Here is a 22,132-nt window from a genome sequence, read left to right as displayed (position 1 = left end):
TGGGTATTTTTATGCCTGCCAGTTAATTCTTGCCATGCATATCTCTTTCGAACGAATATTGTTTCTATCAAGAGCCTGATTTATTGGTGAAATTGGACACAGTTCATAGTTTTTCCGTGCAATGCTAGCTTTAACAATTCAGTCCGCTATAAATAGCCCTCTCCAAGATTAACGTCAGTCTTTTATGTCTTTCTACCAAAATCCAAAAGCGTTAAGCGCCTTTGATGCTAAGTTTGAGGCACAGAAAATTGCCTTTGGACCCGTGAGTTTTCAGGTCGCGCATTGTTTACTCAAATTTGAAGTGCTAGCCACTATTGATAAGGCTGGTGAGCAAGGGGTGACCTTAGCGAAATTAGCCCAAACTAACCTGTTGAGTGAATACGCCCTTGGGGTGTTATTGGATATGGGACTAAGCATGGGGCTGGTGTGGCTTAACGAAGACGCCTATGTTCTCGATAAAACAGGTCATTTTTTACTGCATGATGATATGGCAGCAATCAACCTCAACTTTGTGCAGGATGTATGTTATCAGGGATTATTTACGCTGGATAAGGCGCTACTCACTGGTAAACCCGCGGGGCTGAGTGTATTTGGTGACTGGCAAACTATCTATCCCGCATTGAAAGATCTGCCTCACGCCGCAAAAGAGAGTTGGTTTGCATTTGATCATTATTATTCTGATCATGCTTTTCCGCAGCTTTTACCCTTAGTCTTTGCCCATAGTCCAAAACACTTAGTCGATATTGGTGGTAACACCGGAAAGTGGGCTCTAAGCTGCTGCAAATTCGATCCTAAGGTTGAAGTGACCCTGATGGACTTTCCAGGGCAATTAGCCATTGCCAAAGAAAATGCTGCAAAACATGGCGTTACCGATAGAGTCCATACCTTTGCCACCGACTTACTCGATGAGTCGCGCCCTTTTATTGAAGGTGCTGATACCTATTGGATGAGTCAGTTTCTTGACTGCTTCTCTAAGGCGCAAATCTTAAGCATTTTGCAACGCACCGCAAATGCGATGACAGCCAATAGTCAGTTGTTTATTGTCGAAACCTTCTGGGATAGACAGCCTTCTGCCGCCTCGGCCTATTGTGTTAACGCCACGAGCTTGTACTTCACCGCAATGGCCAATGGCAATAGTCGAATGTACCACTCTAAGGACTTGATGGCCTTGCTGCATCAAGCAGGTTTATATGTCGATGAGGATACTGACAATATTGGGCTTGGGCATACTTTGCTTCGTTGTAAACGAAAACCTTGCTAGTTAATAAAAACTGAATCAATGAGTAAAATTAATCAATTTTATTTATTTATACCTTAGTCATACACTGACATTAACAAATAGATACATCGAATTAATGTCAGTGTTGAGAGGTAAGTAATATGACTTCAAAGCGTAAACGTTGGACCGCACAGGCCGCAAAATTACCTAGCCCTATGGGCGGACTCGCACTCGCAATCGCAAGCTTAGGGTGGACTTGGGAAAGTGTAATGCCTTCACTGAATGGCTGGGGTCAATTAATTGGTGCAATTATTGCCTCAGCACTGTTACTAATGCTAGCCGGTAAGTTTTTGCTGCATCCTACAGTGCTCAAAAATGAACTTAGCCATCCCGTCGTCGGCAGCGTAATACCGACTTTTGCCATGGCATTAATGGTAGTGTCTAACCTGCTCGGTCACTATTTTCCCCATGCGGGATTAGCCCTTTGGTTAGCCGCCATTGCGATTCATATCGTATTTTTAGGCGCCTTTATCTACTATCGTGCTATCGACTTCAAACTCGAACATATGGTGCCTAGCTGGTTTGTGCCACCCATTGGCATCATAGTGGCTGCTGTGTCTTTCCCCAGCAATGGTGAACCTTGGTTAGTTAACACCATTTTAGCCTTCGGTATGATCGCCTATTTAGTCATGCTGCCACTGATGCTCTATCGCTTGATCTTTTGTCAAGCGATTCCTGACGCAGCTAAGCCCACTATTGCCATCCTTGCTGCTCCCGCAAGTTTATCCCTTGCAGGCTATTTAACGGTTTGTGAGCAACCATCAATCGCCTTAGTCGCCTTATTGGCAAGTATTGCCATCTTAATGACAGCGGTTATCTACCTTGCTTTTTTCCATTTACTTAAATTGCCCTTTAGCCCTGGTTATGCAGCCTTTACTTTCCCCATGGTGATCGGTGCTACTGCACTCTTTAAAACCGCTCACTGGCTTGAGCAATTTAGTCAAATGACCGATCTCACTCAATGGGTAAGGTTGTTGGCAGATTTTGAACTCGGTGTAGCCACTGTCGTCGTTGCCTACGTCGCTCTTCGGTATTTGACTCATTATCTACCCAACCCAATGGCCAATATTGACACAACTATAGTTGAACTTAAGTAATAGGCATAAAATACGGTAAGTGTATTTGACTACTTAACGTACTAAATAAAAATTTAATAACACTACATACAGAATAAAATAAGGAGTGAATTTATATTCACTCCTTTTCAAATTAAAATCCACACCATCAATTCACTCACAAAACTTTAGACTGACAAAGTAAAAAGAACTCTCAAAAATTTAATAAAGGCTATAACAGCTTTATAAAACCATTCTTAAATCCTTTCGTTAAGATATTTTCAACATTAAACATTCAAAAATACCGCATAAAAATCTGTATATTTAATATTGCTTAAATTTAAATCTACACATACTGAAAAAGTATGATTATTTTTTTATTACAAATGCTTTCAATTTTTACAAATAAAAAACAAATTAACAAACAAAAATAAACAAAAGCCATGTTTTCATTAGCAAAAAAGATTAAACGCACCCTAAGCCAGTAATCAACCAATAAAAAACAACTCAAGAGAAACATTTTTGCAACAAAACACCTTTACACATCGTAACCAACATCAATATCAACTGTTGCACTTGTTATTTTCTTGTGGTTATATCTGGAGCCTAATTAAATAGGCACTTATTTCCTATAACGTTCCGTATTTAATTAAAATAACAACTAAACAAATAACAAGTGTTAAGGGAGAATGATATGCGCGCTAATTCAACATTAGCCAAAGCGGTTCGCTTTGCGTTAATTGGTGGTGCTACAACAGTTGCTTTATCTAGTATGGCTGTTTACGCTGAAGAAGGAGATAACGCTAAGGTAGAACGCATTGAAGTAACAGGTTCACGTATCCAAAGAACGGATATGGAATCAGCGTTACCAGTAACAGTTTTATCTGCTGAAGATATTGCAAAAACAGGTTTAAGTGATGTTTCTGCTGTTTTAGCACAAATGCCATTTAACACTGCCGGTAGCTTCATTAGCGATGCAGGTAGTTCTGCAAGTAACCATGCTAGCTCAGGTATGCGTGGTTTAGGCTCAAACCGTACGCTAACCTTGATCAACGGTCGCCGTATTGCGCCATCTGCTACATTTGGTGGTGATGCCACTAACCTCAATTTAATTCCAATGGATGCAATTGAACGTATTGAAATTTTACGTGACGGTGCATCAGCAATTTATGGTTCAGATGCTATCGGTGGTGTAATCAACATCATCCTGAAGAAGACTTTCGACGGTTTAGCATTTGATGCCAAATTTGGTAGCCCAACTCAAGGTGGAAGAGATGAAAAGTCGGCTTCTATCACTTTTGGTAATACCAGTGATAAAAGCAGCAGCTTAGTAATCATCGAACACAAGCAATTTGATCCACTGCAAGGTGGCCAACGTCCTCACTTAACCGCTAACTGGGATAAGAAATACGGCCGTAGCGGCTTATATGCGCCAGAAGGCACATATCGTCCAGTTGAATCTCGTCCAGTGAAAGGCGCAGATGGCACATTCGGCACACCTGTCTATACAGGCTTACAGGTTCCAGGTAAAGATTGTCCAGCCGATCGCATTGTAACCACCAAAGACGGTTCAGCTTGTGGTTTTAACCAGTTTGACGGTACTGACTATCTCCCAGATCAAACAAAAGACTCTGTATTCTCAAATATGACTTACCGTATTACTGATGAATTAGAGTGGTTTGGTCAAGCTATCGTAATGCGTGATAAATCCATCACATCTTCTACTGCGCTGTGGACTCCTAACCTATACATAGCAGCCGATAACCCATTAAACCCAACGTTCGGCACAGCTAATGCGTCAGAAGTTCAAGCTTATCATCGCTTGAAAGGCGTAGCAGACCGTTCAACGGAATTCGACTCAAATGTAGTTGACATAGTAACAGGTTTAAACCTTGAGTTAGATGCAGGCTCTCTGAGCTGGTACGTTCAATACTCAGATCAAATTGTAAACATTGAAACTGACTCTTATGTCTTCGAAGATAAGCTGCAAGAAGCGGTTGATAAAGGTTTGTATAACCCATTCGTTGAAGGTGGCAACGCAACTCAAGCCACTTTAGATACTTTCTTACACACAGCTACTCGTAAAGCAACCTCAAATACAACCGGCACCGGATTGTCATGGGCGGCACTTGCTCCAATTTCCTTACCTGGCGGTGACTTAGGTTATGCTGTTGGTATGGAATACCAAAAAATTGAATACAAAGATTCCCGTGACGCTCAACAAGCAGCAGGTAACGTATTAGGGACTTATGGTGGTGATTCTGCTGGCGATAGAAGCTACAAAGCGGCATTCGTTGAGTTAGAGTTACCAGTTTTAGATCACTTGAACGTGAAGCTCGCAAGCCGTTACGACCAATATAGCTTACCAGATGTTGGTCAGCTTTCTAGCTCTGTAAACGTACGTTACGAAGCCTTAGATAACTTAGTGCTACGTGCATCTTATGGCCAAGGCTTTAGAGCACCGTCACTAGATGACCTGTTAGGCAAACCAGCAACCAGTTACGACAGAGTCACAGATACTACTCTGTGCCAAAGTCTACCACCTGATCAACAAAACGGTAATCCTGCTTGTGAAGATAACCAATATCTGCGTAAGAGTTCAGGTAATAAAGACCTAGATCCAGAGAAATCTGCTCAATACTCTTTCGGCGCAGTGTGGAATATTACTGAGAATATCGATTTTGTTGTTGATTACTACAACATTGAAATCACTGATCAAGTAAGCTACATCGGTGCACAAACTATCGTTGACTTAGAAGCAATTGGTGGCTTAGGTGCCTATGACCCTAAATACATCTATGTTAAACGTAAAGCTGATGGCACTATCGATGAGATTGGTGCAGGCAACATCAACATGGACGGCGTACAAACTTCGGGTCTTGACGTATCTTTCACGTCAAACTTCGATTTAGGGGAAATTGGTACATTTAAGTTTGCAGTTGAAGGTACTTATGCCCTGGAATACACCGAACAAGCAAGCCCAATTGCTAAACGTTATGATGTGTTAGGGACTAAAGGTTATCCGCCACTACGCTTCAACACGACATTTAGCTATGCAATTGATGACTTCTCTGCATCTTTGATTGCTAAGTACATTGATTCTTACGATGGTGAAACGCCACAACAACAAGAAGTTGGCACGAATAAACAAGACTTCTCATCTTTCACCACGTGGGATCTGACACTGAACTACGACTTCGACAGCTACGGTAAAGTCACTGTAGGTGCTCGTAACCTGTTTGATGCAATGCCAACTGTTAACTACAGCTTAGGCTATCCAGGATACGATACAGATACTCATAATATCTTAGGTCGTGTCGTATTTGCAGGATACAAAGTGAAATTCTAATTTCCCTTTAGGAAGATAGGAAACCACAACAAAAACGGCATCCTCGGATGCCGTTTTTTTATCTGCTGTTTAACCAATTAACTGAGTTAACCTTAGCGCCTATTTACCCCGCTGCTTCAGGTTACCCCTAGCGCCTAGCTAAATTCTCGCACCTAGTTAAATCCAAGATAATGCGCGCCAATCACCAGTACGCTTGAGACCAGCATCAGCAGCAGCATAAAGCGCCATACAAATTTCAGCCAGTTACCCCAATCGACGCGGCATACGCCAAGAGTGGCCATCAAAGACGCTGAAGTGGGCACTATGATATTGGTGAGGCCATCGCCTAATTGAAAGGCCAATACCGCCACTTGGCGCGTCACACCAACAATGTCAGAAAGAGGTGCCATCAGTGGCATAGTCAAGGCAGCCTGCCCTGACCCTGAAGTCACAAAAAAGTTGAATACAGATTGAAACAGCAACATAAACCACGCCGAGAGCGCATCAGGCAGATGGCCAATCACCCCGCCAGCACTGTTAAGTACCGTATTTAACACACTCGGTTCAGTCGGTGCACCGCCGCCAAGGAGCAGTAAAATCCCCGAGGCACATCCCACTAAAAGAGCTGGCTCTAACATGGTTTTAGCGCCGTCCTTAAAACTCTGCGCCACCTTGTTAAGCGTCAATCCATTAAGTTTAAACACACAGCCAATGACGCCAGCTACCATACCCATGGTAAAAAACTGACTGGCAATCTCAGGGATAAACCAAGCTTTTACCACTACGCCCCAAATCACCCATACCATAGTGAGCACTAACAATGCTAAAACCAGTATATCGCCAAGATTAAAGCGACTCTCTAATGTCGTATTGGCATGATGCTCTCGAAAATAAGCATCGGACTGAAAACTATGGGATAAACTGGGTTGCTGCTGAATGCGATGGGCGTAACGCATGGTAAAAACAATCCCGATCAAGGTGAATCCAAGCCACATAGGAAAGCGAAACTCACTGCCTGAAAGAACCGGTATTCCCGCAATACCCTGGGCAATCGCCACACTGAAGGGATTCATCCAAGAACTGGCAAAACCAATTTGAGTCGCCACATAGGTCACCATCACAGTGGTGATGCCGTCATAGCCCAAACGGATCATTAATGGGCAGATGATAATGGCAAAAGCTATGGCCTCTTCTCCCATGCCAAACACGGCGCCACCAAGGGAAAACAGCGTAAATATCACCGGAATAAATAACTTTTCATTGCCACGGGTTTTATCGATTAACTTTAAGATGCCGTTATCTATGGTGCCTGTGGCCATCACCACCCCAAAAGAGCCGCCAATCACCAGCATAAACATGATCACGCCAATCGCACTGCCCCATTTAGATCCTGAAGTTAGGCCCTCAAAGGCGAAGTTAAAAAAGCCAACCCCGCCCTCGCCTTTAAACAATGCCACGGGTTGTAACCTAGGCTCGCCCGCAGCATCCAATTGATAGGCAAAAGAAGTAGGGTCGACCACCGTCCGCGCTTTATCGACACCATCAGCCAGATAATGCACCTCTTGGGTTTGAAACGACCCGATGGGGATAAAGTAAGTCATTAATCCCGCAAGCAATGCCACAAAAAAGATGATCACTAAGGTATCGGGCATTTGAAATGGTGAGGAAGTGTGTGAAGCGGATGATGCCGGAGCAGTCTGAGCTGCCTCTGTTGGCTGATTCGTCGAAGGTGGAGTCGTCATAGATGCGCCATTTTATGTCAAACGGAAAAGGCCGCACTATAAACTAAAGCGCTTTAAATCAGTATATAAAATCTTCATTCACTTGCATGAATATGCAAAATGGTCACATCTATCACAAACAAGTAATCTGCATAAAAAAGCCTTTGCGGTGAAAAAACAAAAAAATGCCCAGTAAAACTGGGCATTTTTTATGAGCCTAAGGCAAATATCACTCAAAGAGAGACTCATAAACCTAAGTGACTTACTCTCTTGATTACTTTCTCTTGATTACTTTCTCTTAATTACTTAGTCCCTTAATGACTTAGTCTCTTGGCTATTTTTCGCCTTTTCAGTGTGCAATGGTGACGCGAAAAAATGAGCCTGATGGGATTTTTGTGGATCGGGTAAGGCAAGTTGTCCTTGCTCAATCCACCAATAGCCGAGGCCAACAATCACGCCGCCGCCGACGATGTTGCCTAAGGTCACAGGAATTAAGTTATTGAATACAAAATTTGTTACGGTTAAATCGGCAAATTGTTCTTGGGTAATACCTAAGGAAGCAAAAAACTCAGGACTTGCCACAGCTTGAATTGTTATCCCAAACGGCACCATAAACAGGTTTGCAATGCTGTGCTCAAAACCGCTACTAACAAACATGGCTACAGGTAGGACCAATAAAATGGCTTTGGTTAGCGATTCTCGGCTGGCGAAGGTCATCCAAATACCAAGACATACCAGCATATTACATAAAATACCTAAGCTAAATGCTTGAATCCATGTATGGTGCAGCTTATGTTGTGAAACCTTTAAAGCATTTAGTCCCCAATTTCCGCCATCAAGCTCATATAAGCCCGCCGCCATAATCAAGCCGACCATCAACATGGCGCCGACAAAGTTGCCTAGGTAAACTCGCGTCCAGCATTTGAGTAACTCACTGGTAGTCACTTGTTTTTGCGCCCAAGCCACACTGCTTAAGACTGAACTAGTGAACAACTCGCCGCCGCAAATCACGACCAAAATTAACCCTAAGCTAAAGGCGATACCGCCCACAAGACGTACTAAGCCCCATGCACTATCGCCCGCGCCCGTGGTGACGGTCAGGTAAAACACAAAGGCTAAAGCAATAAAGGCTCCCGCAAACACAGCTAAACCAAAGGATTGCCAAGGCGCCTTAACCACTTTACTTTTGCCATAGATTTCGGCTTGGTGATAACAACTAAAATGCGAAGAAACCTGCACAGGCTCATAGCCATTTGATGATGTCTGTGGAGCGTTAGCATGTGAGTCTTTCATAACCTTACTCCCAAACCCGATAAACAAACGCGAACTTGCAACATAGGTCTCTCCTACAGCGCCGAGGCGCAGATCAAACCAATCAAAATTTACATTAAGACTTGCTTAAATGATGACTCACTAAAGTCACGCTTTGTAACATACAAATCGTGTTCGCCGTGAAGCAGAGTTTGCCAAAGCGTGATGTTATTCACAGGTAAAATGTAAAATTTTTGAAGAGGCAAACACAAAAGGTTAATTGGTCATACCAATTTTGTTTGCGTTTTGCCAATTTATCATCGCCCACCAGAGCATTATTCACTGACTAGATTAAGCAGATTTAACCTTATACAGAGTGAATGAAGCATAAGTATCCTTCACTGAGATGGCAGCTTGTTGACTAAGTGCTGTAATCTTTTAAATAGCGGCTCAACAAGAAATCACAGTATTCGAAGCCCGACACAACAATATTCCGCATCAACATCCTTATCTTTAAATGCTTTAGCACCGCCAAGCATTCCGTATAATCAGGCCTTTTTCATCGCAGCTTTACCTGCCAATTGGAGATTAAATCGTAACCATTAAAAATCAATCGATACGGTGATAGCTTTCGCCGGTTAAAAGCGCGACAGTCTGTTAAATAAGCGATAGCTTCAGCCCGCAATGGGCCAACAAAAGCGTGCTTTAATCCTTATTGTGCTAAAAAAATGCTACCTCGCTAGCAAATTTAAGATTAACAGAGGACAAACTCGCCCGTTTAAGATGCGAGACAGTAAGAGCTATGTTAATATGCTTATGGATAATTGGTCTTACCAATTTATAAAAAGAGTTATCGATAGCCGATAATCCACGTTAAACGTATATTTGTCATCTTATCGGGTATCAATAGACAGACACTTGGCGCGATAAACATCCCCAAGTTCCAGTTCCCATCATAGGGCGTCATCTTGAAGGGAGCTTTAATCAGGAAATAGCAATTGGCCTATACTCAACATGGCTTGCCCCATGAGCGCCAATGACCTTTATCTCAACCAAAAGGTATTAGTACGATGACCGACAAAACTGAACTGTTTGCCAACGCATGGGAAGGTTTTACCCCTGGCGATTGGAAATCTGAAGTCAATGTACGTGACTTTATTCAACAAAACTATGCTCCCTATGAAGGTGACGAGTCATTCCTAGCCGGTGCCACCGAAGCCACAACCAAGTTGTGGGACAAAGTGATGGAAGGCATCAAGCAAGAAAACCGTACCCATGCGCCAGTTGATTTCGACACAAAGATGGTTTCAACCATCACTTCCCACGACGCGGGTTATATCAATAAAGATTTAGAAACTATCGTTGGTTTACAAACTGATGCGCCGCTCAAACGCGCTATGTTGCCTAACGGTGGTATTCGTATGGTGGAAAGCTCATGCGCCGCCTACGATCGCGTACTAGATGAAGATGTTAAATACATTTATTCAGAACTGCGTAAAACCCACAACCAAGGCGTATTCGACGTCTATACCCCAGAAATCATGGCGTGCCGTAAATCAGGTGTATTAACTGGTTTACCCGACGCCTATGGCCGTGGCCGTATCATCGGTGACTATCGCCGTGTTGCACTTTACGGTATCGATTTCTTAATGAAGGATAAATTCGCCCAGTTCAGCTCACTGCAAGCGCAGTTCGAAGCAGGTGAAGATTTATCTAACGTTATCCAACTACGTGAAGAAATTGCTGAGCAGCACCGCGCACTGGGTCAAATGAAGAAAATGGCCGCGAAATACGGTTTCGATATTTCTCGCCCAGCAACCAATGCTAAAGAAGCGATCCAATGGACTTACTTCGGCTACTTAGCTGCGGTTAAGAGCCAAAACGGCGCAGCCATGTCTTTAGGCCGTACTTCAACGTTCCTAGATATCTATATCGAACGCGATCTGAAAAACGGCGTTATCACTGAGCAACAAGCTCAAGAAATGATTGACCATTTCGTAATGAAACTGCGTATGGTGCGCTTCCTACGTACTCCTGAATACGATGAATTATTCTCAGGTGACCCTATTTGGGCAACCGAATCTATCGGCGGTATGGGCTTAGATGGCCGTACACTGGTGACCAAATCAAGCTTCCGCTTCTTGAACACGCTATACACCATGGGCCCAAGCCCTGAGCCAAATATCACTGTGCTCTGGTCTGAAAAACTGCCTGTTGGCTTTAAAAAGTACTGCGCAAAAGTGTCTATCGACACCAGCTCAATTCAGTACGAAAACGATGACTTAATGCGTCCAGATTTCCAATCTGACGATTATGCGATCGCTTGCTGCGTGAGCCCAATGGTTGTGGGTAAACACATGCAGTTCTTCGGTGCCCGTGCAAACCTCGCCAAAACCATGTTGTACGCAATTAACGGTGGCGTTGACGAAAAACTGAAAATCCAAATCGCGCCAAAAGCCGACCCAATCACTGACGAAGTGCTGAACTTTGATGATGTGATGAATCGCTTAGACGGTTTAATGGATTGGTTAGCAACGCAATATGTCACAGCACTGAACGCCATTCACTACATGCACGACAAGTACTCCTACGAAGCTGCGCTAATGGCGCTGCACGACAGAGATGTACGTCGCACAATGGCCTGTGGTATCGCAGGGCTTTCAATCGCAGCCGACTCACTGTCAGCCATCAAGTACGCTCAAGTTAAACCTGTGCGTGATGAAAATGGCATTGCCGTTGACTTTGAGATCAGTGGTGACTATCCAAAATTTGGTAACAACGACCCACGTGTTGACGATATCGCCTGTGACTTAGTTGAACGTTTTATGGCGAAAATTCGCGACCGTAAAATGTACCGCAACGCGATCCCAACTCAGTCAATTCTGACCATCACCTCGAACGTGGTTTATGGTAAGAAAACTGGTAACACACCAGACGGTCGTCGTTCAGGTGCGCCATTTGCACCGGGTGCAAACCCAATGCATGGCCGTGATGAAAAAGGCGCAATCGCCTCGTTAACCTCAGTGGCTAAACTGCCTTTCGCCCACGCTCAGGACGGTATCTCTTACACCTTCTCTATCGTACCTAATGCTCTAGGTAAAGATGAAGATGGTCGTCGTACCAACTTAGCAGCGTTGATGGACGGATATTTTGCCCACAACGAAGGACACGAAGGCGGTCAACACTTGAACGTGAACGTGATGAACCGTGAAATGCTCGAGGATGCGGTTGTCAACCCAGACAAGTATCCACAACTGACCATTCGTGTTTCTGGTTATGCAGTTCGCTTCAACTCACTGACTCCAGAACAGCAACAAGATGTGATCACGCGTACGTTCACAAAAGGTCTGTAAGCTAAATTAGGTAAGGCTGTAGTACAATGTGCTACAGCCTCACTTATTTCAACAGGAGTCACAATGGCAGTTACCGGTCGGATCCACTCAGTGGAATCCTTTGGCACAGTGGATGGTCCAGGCATACGGTTTATCACCTTTATGCAGGGCTGTTTAATGCGCTGCCAATATTGCCACAACCGTGATACTTGGGATCTCGATGGCGGTAAGGAAGTGCAAGTCGACGAGTTAATGAGCCAAATCATTAGCTACCGCCCCTTCCTCGATGCCAGCAACGGCGGCGTCACCGCTAGCGGCGGCGAAGCCATATTACAAGCGGAGTTTGTCGCCGAACTCTTTAAAGCCTGTAAAAAAGAAGGCATTCATACCTGTTTAGATACTAATGGCTTTGTGCGTAAGTACACGCCAGTGATTGATGAGCTACTCGATAATACCGATCTGGTTTTGCTCGATATCAAACAGATGAATGACGATAAACACATTGAACTGACCAAGGTTAGCAACCACAGAACGCTGCAATTTGCCGAGTACCTCGCCAAACGCAATCAGCCAACTTGGATACGTTATGTGGTCGTGGGTGGATTTACTGATGATGAAGCCTCGGCATTACAACTGGCCGAATTTATCAAACCCATGAAGAATATTGAAAAAGTAGAACTCCTACCCTACCACGAGCTTGGTAAACACAAGTGGGAAGCGATGGGAGAAAGCTATCAACTTGATGGTGTCGCACCACCTAGTCGCGAAACCATGGAAAAAATTAAAGCCGTGTTTAGCTCACAGGGGATTAACGCGGCATATTAAGCGTCAAGGGAGGCTTAAAGCTCCTCCCAATAACTGGCATCTAAGCGCTCAAAGGCTATTTTTAAGATGAGCGCCATATCAAGGTAACACGCCTTAGCGCCCAAGGATTGGCAATGAATGCCCATGGCAGACAATTTCGCACTCAACTGATTACTCCAGTCGAACAGCGATAACGGTAATGGATGGCGCGCACGCCAGCCTAGCCATAATAAGCCCTGCAATGGCAGGCTGATAAAAAACAACGCGATAGTGAGTGCTTGGGGTAAAAATCCCCAACCATAGGTATAGAGCTGACTCACACTCGCTAAAACTGCCAATACTGGCATCACCAGAATGGCAAGCTGAGTGGCGCGTACCACCCGATACTCAGGAAAATACAAACCCAGTTGTCTAACCATAGGCCACGTCTTCATATAGCGACGACCGTCACCTAAGGTTTTGAGAATATTGAGACTCAATTTTAGACACCTACTACAGAGGAATACTGCTTTTACCATAGCACAATCTGGCACTACGCCCCAAGACTGTGATGGCAAATTACTCGCGTGTTCCCAAGATTTTGAATCGTTAACTTAAACACAATGGCAAAAGGTTTACACATGTCTAATAAACTGGTTTTAGTACTCAATTGCGGTAGCTCCTCACTCAAATTTGCCGTCATTGACGCGCAAACAGGTGACGATCAGATCTCTGGCCTCGCCGAGTGTTTTGGCTTAGAAGACTCACGCATCAAATGGAAAATCAACGGTGAAAAACATGAGTCCTCTTTAGGTGCATTCACCGCTCACCGTGAAGCCGTTGAATTTATCGTCAATAAAATCCTCGCGGGTCAACCTGAATTAGCCGCACAAATTCAAGCCGTAGGTCACCGTATCGTACACGGTGGAGAAAAGTTCACCCGCTCTGTGATCATCGACGAGCATGTGATCAAAGGTATTGAAGAGTGTTCTTCACTGGCACCGCTGCATAACCCTGCGCACCTTATCGGCATTCGCGCCGCCATTGCGTCTTTCCCTAAACTGCCCCAAGTGGCAGTGTTCGATACTGCGTTCCACCAAAGCATGCCAGAGCGCGCTTTCATCTACGCCCTGCCATACAAATTGTACCGTGAGCACGGTATCCGTCGTTATGGCATGCACGGCACTAGCCACCTGTTTGTCAGCCGTGAAGCCGCTAAAGTGTTGAACAAGCCTTTAGAAGAAACCAATGTGATCTGCGCGCACTTAGGTAACGGTGCCTCTGTGACAGCGGTTAAAGGCGGTAAGAGCGTTGATACCTCAATGGGACTGACGCCGCTTGAAGGCTTAGTCATGGGCACACGCTGTGGCGATCTCGACCCATCGATCATCTACCACTTAGTGCACCAACTCGGTTACACGCTGGAAGAAGTCAACAACCTGATGAACAAGCAAAGTGGTCTGCTGGGGATTTCTGAACTGACTAACGACTGCCGTGGCATCGAAGAAGGTTATGCCGATGGCCATAAAGGTGCAACCTTAGCACTGGAGATTTTCTGCTACCGTCTAGCGAAATACATTGCTTCTTATACTGTTCCACTTGGTCGTTTAGATGCCGTAGTCTTTACTGGCGGTATCGGCGAAAACTCCGACATCATCCGCGAGAAAGTACTCAACATGCTGCAAATATTTAATTTCCATGTTGATAGCGAGCGCAACAAAGCGGCACGCTTCGGTAAGAAAGGCATTATCACCGCCGACAACAGTACTGTCGCCATGGTCATCCCAACCAACGAAGAGTGGGTTATCGCCGAAGATTCAATTAAACTCATTAGTAAATAATAAGACTCATTAAGCCGTTTGCGTCGTCAAACGGCTTTATTATTAGTGACCTACAACTAACAAACACAAGCAAATCCGCAGAGACTACTCTGCCAAAAACCATCGAACTTAGAGGTTTTTATGTCTCGAAATATTATGTTAATCCCCATAGGTACAGGAGTCGGCCTGACCTCCTTAAGCCTTGGTATGGTGCGCGCATTAGAGCGCCACGGGGTAAAAGTCCAATTCTTTAAGCCTATTTCACAGCTTCGTCCGAATGATAACGGTCCAGAACGCTCAACCACGATTTTAAGCAAATCGCCAACGGTTAATCCGTTAGAGCCCTTCGATATGGCCCATGCTGAAGCGTTGATCCGCGCCGATCAAACCGATGTGCTGATGGAGCAAATCATTGCCCGCGCCGCAGAATGCGCCAGCAACACCGAAACCCTGATTGTTGAAGGTCTGGTACCTACCCGCAACCATCCCTTTGCCGATGACGTTAACTACGCTATCGCTAAAGCCATGGATGCTGACGTGATTTTCATTGCCACTCCTGGCAGTGATACTCCAACAGGGTTAATGAATCGCCTCGAAATTGCCTACAACTCTTGGGGTGGCAAAAACAACAAACGTCTGATTGGTGCCGTGATCAACAAGATTGGTGCACCGGTGGACGATGAAGGTCGTGCACGCCCTGACTTATCAGAAGTGTTTGATCATCAAGGTGTACAACGCTCTGATGCCTCTATCATGTTCCAACTGCCGGGTAAGAGCCCACTGCGCATTTTAGGTAGCGTGCCTTACAACCTAGACTTAGTCGCACCACGCGCCTCTGATTTAGCTAAACACTTACGCGCACGGATTCTTAATGCCGGTGAGATGAATATTCGCCGTCTACGTAAAGTCACCTTCTGTGCTCGCAGCTTACCTAATATGGTCAACCATATTAAGACAGACTCTTTACTGGTGACTTCTGGCGATCGCTCCGATGTGATCGTATCTGCGTGTCTTGCAGCCATGAACGGCGTGAAGATTGGTGCCCTGCTGCTGACAGGTAGCTACGAGCCTGAGCCAGAGATCCTTAAACTCTGTGAACAAGCTTTTGAGACAGGTTTACCGGTTTTCCTGATTGATACCAATACTTGGCAAACCTCATTAAATATCCAACGCTTCGACCATGAAGTGCCAGTGGATGATGCCGTTCGTATCGACTTAGTGCAGGAATATGTCGCTAGCCATATCGACCAAACGTGGATTGAGAGCGTCACGAAAAACTCTCCGCGGGAACATCGCCTGTCACCACCAGCGTTCCGTTACAAGCTTACCGAGCTTGCCCGTGCCGCCCACAAAACCGTGGTGCTACCTGAAGGTGATGAACCTCGTACGATCAAAGCCGCGGCCATTTGTGCTGAACGTGGTATCGCGCGTTGCGTGCTATTAGGTAAAAAAGATGAAATTCTGCGTATAGCGGCTCAGCAAGATGTCGTGCTGGGTGAAGGCGTTGTTATTGTCGACCCCGATGAAGTACGTGATCGCTATGTAGAGCCAATGTTGGATCTACGCCGTAGTAAAGGCTTAACCGAAGTCGTTGCCAAAGAGCAGTTAGAAGACAACATGGTGCTCGGCACTATGATGCTGGCACAAGACGAAGTCGATGGCATTGTCTCTGGCGCGGTTAACACCACCGCCAACACCATCCGTCCACCGCTACAATTGATAAAAACAGCCCCAGGCTCGAGCCTTGTTTCTTCCATCTTCTTTATGTTGATGCCAGATCAAGTGCTGGTTTACGGTGACTGCGCGATTAACCCCGATCCTAATGCTGAACAACTGGCCGATATCGCGATTCAATCGGCAGAATCTGCTAAAGCCTTCGGTATCGAGCCTAGAGTAGCGATGATCAGCTACTCAACGGGTAACTCAGGTACTGGTTCAGATGTGGATAAAGTACGTGAAGCCACTCGTATCGCCAAAGAAAAACGTCCTGATCTGGTTATTGACGGTCCACTTCAATATGACGCGGCCGTTATGCCAAACGTGGCTCGCTCTAAGGCACCTAACAGCCCTGTAGCAGGTCAAGCCACTGTGTTTGTATTCCCCGACCTCAACACGGGTAACACCACCTACAAAGCAGTACAACGTAGTGCTGACCTCATCAGCATTGGCCCAATGCTACAAGGTATGCGTAAACCTGTGAACGACTTATCCCGCGGTGCGTTAGTGGATGACATTGTCTACACTATCGCCCTCACGGCAATTCAAGCGTCACAAAACGATGCTAAAAAATCGTAAATTGAGCTAACAACACGCTCAACCTAAAAGCACTGACTTGTTCAGTGCTTTTTTATTTCCAGAGGCAAATGGTCGCAAAATAGACAGCATTAAACGCTTAAATTAAAGCCAAAATACGGTGAAAATGTTGCTGATGAAAAACAAATGCTGTGAATAGACTGGAAAGTTTTATAAAAATATCCACAAGGAAAGGCCAGAAATAAGGCTTAACAGAAAGGCGTCACTTTTTAACCAGCCAATAAAGCGCTAGAGTATCAGACACTTATAAAGTATCCATCTAGTCTTCAACATACTTTTCCACAGATTCTGTGGATAACCTAAAAAGCGAATCCTTTAAGGTATGCCACAACCATTAGACAGGAGTCAAGACATTCTCGCCAAAGATGCCCATTATTACAAAACTTGAACATAGCCGCTAAAATCGCGATACTCGTGACAAATTCCTATAACTAAAAGCCATGAGAACCTTATTTTTCCTTTCATTACTGTTTTTGTTTGGCTGTGGCGAACCCACAGACAAAGAACAACACGTGCTCACGCCCGAAGAAGTCAGCCTAGGCTTTTTTAGCGCCATTTATGTTGACCGAGATGTAGAAAAAGCCAAGCTGTATGTCAATGAGCAGCTCAAAGAGGTACTTACCCACTACTATATCGCTGCCGCAGTACAACGTAATGTGCTTAGCCTGTCTATGACTAATGTCGAAATGGAAATTGATGATATTGATATCGACTTTTTCCGTAAGTTCACCAAAGACGTTATGGTGGTCGTCAAGATGAAGGGCTTAAAGGGAGGGCAACCTTGGATTGATGACAGAACCATTCGCCTACATAAAATTAATGGTAAATGGATTATCGTTGAGATTATGCCTGAAAAACGTAAGGTCAATGGCTAATATCTTGATAACTCATCAATCTAATATCCAAACTCAGATAAAAAAATAGCAACCTTAAGGTTGCTATTTTCATGTGCTTGTATTTGTTACTTCAGACTCAGAATTGTACTGTAAGCGAATGGCTTACAGAACTTAGACCGCTTCTTCTTCGTTCTGCGCAGGTAAAGACGTCATCACATCGTCTTTAACTTGGTAGTAAGCGTTTTCGTATTCATGAACTTCCATAACAACTCCTGCTCGATTTTGTAAGGTCGCAAAGGCATGTCGTTCTATGCAGACATTTTGCCCATGAGGAAAGGGAATTTCCGTGGCGCTGAGTATACCAAAGCAAAATCAACAATTACAGAAAACTTTCAGTTTTGTTTCCAACTTAAAGATGAAACCGGTGCTTTATCGTCGGAAATTCCAAAAAGCAGTATTAAATCATGAAAGACTTTCAGTCGATGTAGAATGATGTGCTAAAGAATTGTGGTTGATAAATAAAGCATATAAGAAGATGAGTGCAAACTGGGAGCAATTGCGTAGAAAGATAATATCGATGCTATAAAAGTAGTCATCAAGGCCACTTAACCCTGATGACTACTGTAGTTTACGCTTTTAAACGATACCGCAGCACCTTTAATGATTTCTCCTCAGAGATGTCTGCAAAGGATGCAGGGTTAGGTAAACGTTCAAGGTATTCAAGCTCAGGAGCCGCCTCCTCAACCTGCTGACGCAAAAATTGAGTGTCAAGCTCTGGCGCATTTAAGCAAAGCAAGACTTCAGCATTATCGGCTAACAACTCGGGTAAATGCCTGAGCAAACGCACATAATCCTTAGTTGCTACAAAACTGCCCTTTTGATTACTCGGCGGATCAGCAACCACGATGTCATAGGGGCCTAACTTACGCAATTTACCCCACGATTTAAAAATATCGTGCCCTAAAAAACGCGCGCCAGCGGTAAAGCCATTCAGCAGATGATTCTGCTTACCTATCGCAAGAGCCCCCTTACTCATGTCCATATTCACCACTTCATCGGCGCCGCCCTGCAGTGCTGCCACCGAGAATCCACAGGTGTAAGCAAACAAATTCAGCACTTTCTTGTGGCGTGCATTGGCTCTCACCCATTCGCGGCCATTGGCCATGTCGAGGAACAAACCGTGGTTTTGACCACGCAGTAAATGTACCTGAAACCTCGCACCATTTTCAGTCACGATATGAGGCTCTGGCACGTCACCCGCCAGTAATTGACTAAAGGTTTCGCCACCACTGCGGTATTGATACACCAAATTTAATGGCTGATTGGGTTGTATCACTTGCCAACGTGCCGTAATGGCCTGTTGGCAAAGGGCGAGCTCAGCTGCTTCAAGGGCCGAAAAACTGGTCAATAACAATACGGGCGCAAACCAATCTAAACAAAGATGCTCGCAACCTGGATAATGTCCACCGCGGCCGTGGAATAAGCGCGTGGCATCTTCACTGACTTTTATTGTCGCCAGTGCATCTATAAAACCTTGCATTATCTACTACTTCTTATCAGTTGGATGAGTATCGACAGGTTCAAAAACCGGAGTAGTGCTTGTCGATTGGCTCACCAGTTTATCATCCACATCATCGGACAATAAAATGGCTAACCAGCTACCACTCTTACTGGATTCAAGGGCAATTTTAACCACCATGGTTAAGGGAACCGACAACAACATGCCAACAGAACCCAACAACCAGCCCCAAAAAATTAACGATAGAAATACCACTAAAGTGGAAAGCCCGAGACCGCGGCCCATAAATTTAGGCTCGACCACATTGCCCATCACCATATTCGCGCCGATGTAAAGCAGCGCGGTTCCGCCTGCTGCGGCAGGGCCTAATTGGATAAAGGCCAGCAATACAGCAGGAATAGCAGCAATAATTGAACCGATATTGGGAATATAGTTGAATAAAAAGGCGATAACCGCCCAAAGCAGCGCGTAATCCACACCGATAAAGGCCAGTCCAATACCGACTATCAAGCCCGTCGCTAAACTAACGAGGGTTTTAATCACCATATATTGATTTACCGATTGCAGGAAACGGTCAATCTGTTGCAGGCGCATATCGGGATCATCCAAGGCCAAGTGCAGTTTTTTCGGTAAAGACTGCGCTTCAAATAGCATAAAGACGATGGTCAGGATGATAAGGAACAAATTCGCCATCACATTACCCACACCCGACAACATATTGGTGGTCATAGATAGCGCCATGCCAGGGTCAAAATAGGCTAACACTTGCTCCTTAGAGATTTGAATATTGAGTGCCTGTAACTTATGTAGCACCCAAGAAAACTGCTCCACCAGCTGATCGCGATATTGCGGTAACTGCTTAGAAAACTCATTGATTGAACTGCCCACTAAAGAGGCGAGCCACAAGCCCATCAACACGATAAACCCCATTAGCAGGATCACGGCAAGCCATTTAGGCAACCGATATTTAGTCATCAAGACAATCGCTGGATTACAAATCACCGCAATAAAACAGGATAAAACAAAGGGAACAACAATCGGGCTGGCGGCCTTTATCCCTGCCAAAATAATCACTACAAAAGCCATAACAGCAAAACCTTTATAGGCGGCAGTCGGCGAATTGGATCGTGTCATGGAGTAAAAATCCTTCTTGATCTTCGATAAAGTTGTTAGGCTAGCCTAAGAAATGTCTCAAACTCAATCACCTAAGCATTAGATACTAGATTGTTATTATGAAACCAGAAACCGCGATTATACGCATTAAAAACTTAAGACTGCGCACTTTTATCGGCATAAAAGAAGATGAAATCCAAAATAGGCAGGATGTAATCATTAATGTCGTTATCCATTACTGCGCCGCCAAAGCTCGCAACAGCGATAATGTCGATGATGCGCTTAATTATCGTACTATCACAAAAAAGATCATTGAGTTGATTGAAAACAATCGCTTCTCACTACTTGAAAACCTTACCAGCCAAACCTTAGCCATTGCCAGCGAACATCCTTGGGTTGAATTTGCCAGTGTCGAAATCGATAAGCCCCATGCCCTGCGCTTTGCTGATTCGGTATCGATGGAACTGTGTTACCAAAAAAATCAATAAAGTGATCCCCACTTGTCCGTTGTCGTATATTGCTTATAAGGTTTGAAATAAAAGATAGCCACCCTCACCTAAGGATTTGACGATGAAGATTTTGATAACGGGAGCAAGTGGGTTTATTGGTCAGCAATTAGTGGCCCATTTAGCCAACCATCACCAACTGTTATTGCTGACTCGCCATCCTGCCAATAGTCGGCAATTATTGGGCCCACAGCATCAATATCTAAGCTCCTTAGACGAAATTGATGATTTGAATCATATCAATGCCGTGATCAATCTCGCCGGAGAACCGATTGTTGCTAAACGTTGGAGTGCGCAGCAAAAACAACGCATCTGCGATAGTCGCTGGAATATCACCGCAAGACTAAGCCAACTGATTTTGCAAAGCAGCAATCCACCTCAGGTGATGATAAGCGGCTCTGCAATTGGCTTTTACGGCCGTCAAGGCGCGAATACGATTGACGAACACGCAGCCCCCCACCCTGAATTCAGCCATGACATTTGTAAAGAATGGGAGCGACTCGCGCTAGAGGCTGCAACTAAAACCCGTGTTTGTATCCTACGCACGGGTATAGTGCTTGGGCATGGCGGTGCGCTAGCTAAAATGCTCCCGCCCTTTAAACTCGGCCTTGGTGGGCCTATAGGCCATGGTCGTCAAGGGATGAGTTGGATACATATCCACGATATAGTGGCCCTGATCGACTTTCTACTTTGTCATGAAACTTGCCAAGGCATATTTAATGCCACAGCCCCCCATCCTGTCAGTAATGCTGAATTTTCTAAAACTCTTGGTAGAGTATTAAACCGTCCAGCCTTTATGACAGCACCTGCACCAGTTTTACGACTCGCAATGGGTGAAATGGCAGATCTGCTGATCGAAGGCCAATTTGTTCTCCCCAAACATGCGCTCGACGCAGGCTTTAGTTTCCGTTTTACTCAACTTGAGCCAGCACTTAAAGACCTACTCACAAGTTAATCTGTTATATGGCGTCATTCATACCCCGTAACTGGCTTGGCAATAAAATGTTATCAAGCCAATCGGCAAGCGTTAATATGATACTGAAGAATGACTTAGAAATCAGAGATAAAAAACCAAGTATAGAATTTGTTTATCAGCCTAGTGCAACAAGGCTGATTAGACCGATTTGGCAACAGCATCAAAACATAAATACAACACAATGATTCTAAAGACTATTTAGCGACATGAACCCATTTTTCTGTTACACTTTCGCCTCTTGCTTATCGATATTGTCGTGTTAGCACCCGCACTGAAGCACAGTTAACGCCCCAAGCAAGA

The 22,132-nt window shown here is 44.7% G+C and carries 15 protein-coding genes; 10 read left to right on the top strand and 5 right to left on the bottom strand.

Annotated features, from left to right (window positions below; translation table 11 throughout):
• Positions 1 to 184 precede the first annotated feature (184 nt).
• The 3 genes from IEY09_RS10335 to IEY09_RS10325 all read left to right on the top strand — a co-directional run bounded on the left by IEY09_RS10335 (position 185) and on the right by IEY09_RS10325 (position 5,683).
• On the top strand, positions 185 to 1,261 hold the full coding sequence (locus IEY09_RS10335) for a methyltransferase (protein WP_069455210.1): 1,077 nt from the start codon (positions 185 to 187) through the stop codon (positions 1,259 to 1,261).
• Positions 1,262 to 1,380: 119 nt separating this feature from the next.
• Positions 1,381 to 2,376 (top strand): TDT family transporter, encoded by a 996-nt coding sequence (locus IEY09_RS10330; protein ID WP_037419806.1) that lies wholly within the window; start codon positions 1,381 to 1,383, stop codon positions 2,374 to 2,376.
• Between the two features lie 652 nt (positions 2,377 to 3,028).
• On the top strand, positions 3,029 to 5,683 hold the full coding sequence (locus IEY09_RS10325; RefSeq protein WP_069455211.1) for a TonB-dependent receptor plug domain-containing protein: 2,655 nt from the start codon (positions 3,029 to 3,031) through the stop codon (positions 5,681 to 5,683).
• Positions 5,684 to 5,835: 152 nt separating this feature from the next.
• Here the strand turns inward: IEY09_RS10325 and yfcC are convergent, their stop codons facing one another.
• Positions 5,836 to 7,404, bottom strand: a complete 1,569-nt coding sequence (gene yfcC, locus IEY09_RS10320) for a putative basic amino acid antiporter YfcC (protein ID WP_188870962.1) — start codon at positions 7,402 to 7,404, stop codon at positions 5,836 to 5,838.
• Positions 7,405 to 7,689: 285 nt separating this feature from the next.
• The gene (gene focA, locus IEY09_RS10315; RefSeq protein WP_172587728.1) at positions 7,690 to 8,676 is read right to left on the bottom strand and encodes a formate transporter FocA; all 987 of its coding nucleotides are present in this window, start codon (positions 8,674 to 8,676) and stop codon (positions 7,690 to 7,692) included.
• Positions 8,677 to 9,704: 1,028 nt separating this feature from the next.
• Between focA and pflB the strand changes: the two genes are divergently transcribed.
• Together pflB and pflA are read left to right on the top strand one after the other, a co-directional pair.
• Positions 9,705 to 11,987 (top strand): formate C-acetyltransferase, encoded by a 2,283-nt coding sequence (pflB, locus tag IEY09_RS10310; protein ID WP_037419792.1) that lies wholly within the window; start codon positions 9,705 to 9,707, stop codon positions 11,985 to 11,987.
• A gap of 63 nt (positions 11,988 to 12,050) precedes the next feature.
• Positions 12,051 to 12,791, top strand: coding sequence for a pyruvate formate lyase 1-activating protein (gene pflA / locus IEY09_RS10305; protein ID WP_037419790.1), 741 nt, complete (start codon positions 12,051 to 12,053; stop codon positions 12,789 to 12,791).
• Between the two features lie 14 nt (positions 12,792 to 12,805).
• On the opposite strand, the gene yfbV is transcribed toward pflA, so the two are convergent.
• Positions 12,806 to 13,249 carry a terminus macrodomain insulation protein YfbV gene (gene yfbV, locus IEY09_RS10300; RefSeq protein WP_218738800.1) on the bottom strand — a complete coding sequence of 148 codons (444 nt, stop codon included), beginning with the start codon at positions 13,247 to 13,249 and terminating at the stop codon, positions 12,806 to 12,808.
• A 141-nt stretch (positions 13,250 to 13,390) separates the two neighbouring features.
• Here yfbV and ackA point away from each other — a divergent pair, with 141 nt between their 5' ends.
• From ackA to IEY09_RS10285, 3 genes are all read left to right on the top strand, one after another.
• Positions 13,391 to 14,590, top strand: coding sequence for an acetate kinase (ackA, locus tag IEY09_RS10295; RefSeq protein ID WP_037419788.1), 1,200 nt, complete (start codon positions 13,391 to 13,393; stop codon positions 14,588 to 14,590).
• A gap of 120 nt (positions 14,591 to 14,710) precedes the next feature.
• The gene (pta, locus tag IEY09_RS10290) at positions 14,711 to 16,864 is read left to right on the top strand and encodes a phosphate acetyltransferase (protein ID WP_037419786.1); all 2,154 of its coding nucleotides are present in this window, start codon (positions 14,711 to 14,713) and stop codon (positions 16,862 to 16,864) included.
• A 458-nt stretch (positions 16,865 to 17,322) separates the two neighbouring features.
• Positions 17,323 to 17,757, top strand: a complete 435-nt coding sequence (locus IEY09_RS10285; RefSeq protein WP_037419778.1) for a hypothetical protein — start codon at positions 17,323 to 17,325, stop codon at positions 17,755 to 17,757.
• Between the two features lie 589 nt (positions 17,758 to 18,346).
• Here IEY09_RS10285 and IEY09_RS10280 read toward each other — a convergent pair.
• A complete protein-coding gene (locus tag IEY09_RS10280; RefSeq protein ID WP_037426733.1) occupies positions 18,347 to 19,258 on the bottom strand; it encodes a class I SAM-dependent methyltransferase in 912 nt (303 codons plus the stop codon).
• A gap of 6 nt (positions 19,259 to 19,264) precedes the next feature.
• Positions 19,265 to 20,371: an AI-2E family transporter gene (locus IEY09_RS10275; protein ID WP_037426731.1), complete on the bottom strand. Its 1,107-nt coding sequence runs from the start codon at positions 20,369 to 20,371 to the stop codon at positions 19,265 to 19,267.
• A gap of 98 nt (positions 20,372 to 20,469) precedes the next feature.
• Between IEY09_RS10275 and folX the strand changes: the two genes are divergently transcribed.
• Entirely contained in the window at positions 20,470 to 20,838 is a 369-nt protein-coding gene (gene folX / locus IEY09_RS10270) for a dihydroneopterin triphosphate 2'-epimerase (protein ID WP_037419769.1), read from the top strand.
• Between the two features lie 82 nt (positions 20,839 to 20,920).
• Positions 20,921 to 21,811 carry a TIGR01777 family oxidoreductase gene (locus IEY09_RS10265; RefSeq protein ID WP_188870958.1) on the top strand — a complete coding sequence of 297 codons (891 nt, stop codon included), beginning with the start codon at positions 20,921 to 20,923 and terminating at the stop codon, positions 21,809 to 21,811.
• Positions 21,812 to 22,132: the final 321 nt, after the last annotated feature.

The sequence above is a fragment of the Shewanella xiamenensis genome, assembly GCF_014647135.1.
GTDB lineage: Bacteria > Pseudomonadota > Gammaproteobacteria > Enterobacterales > Shewanellaceae > Shewanella > Shewanella xiamenensis.
Note: the sequence above shows the minus strand (reverse complement) of the source record. Positions and strands in the feature narration are given on the sequence as shown.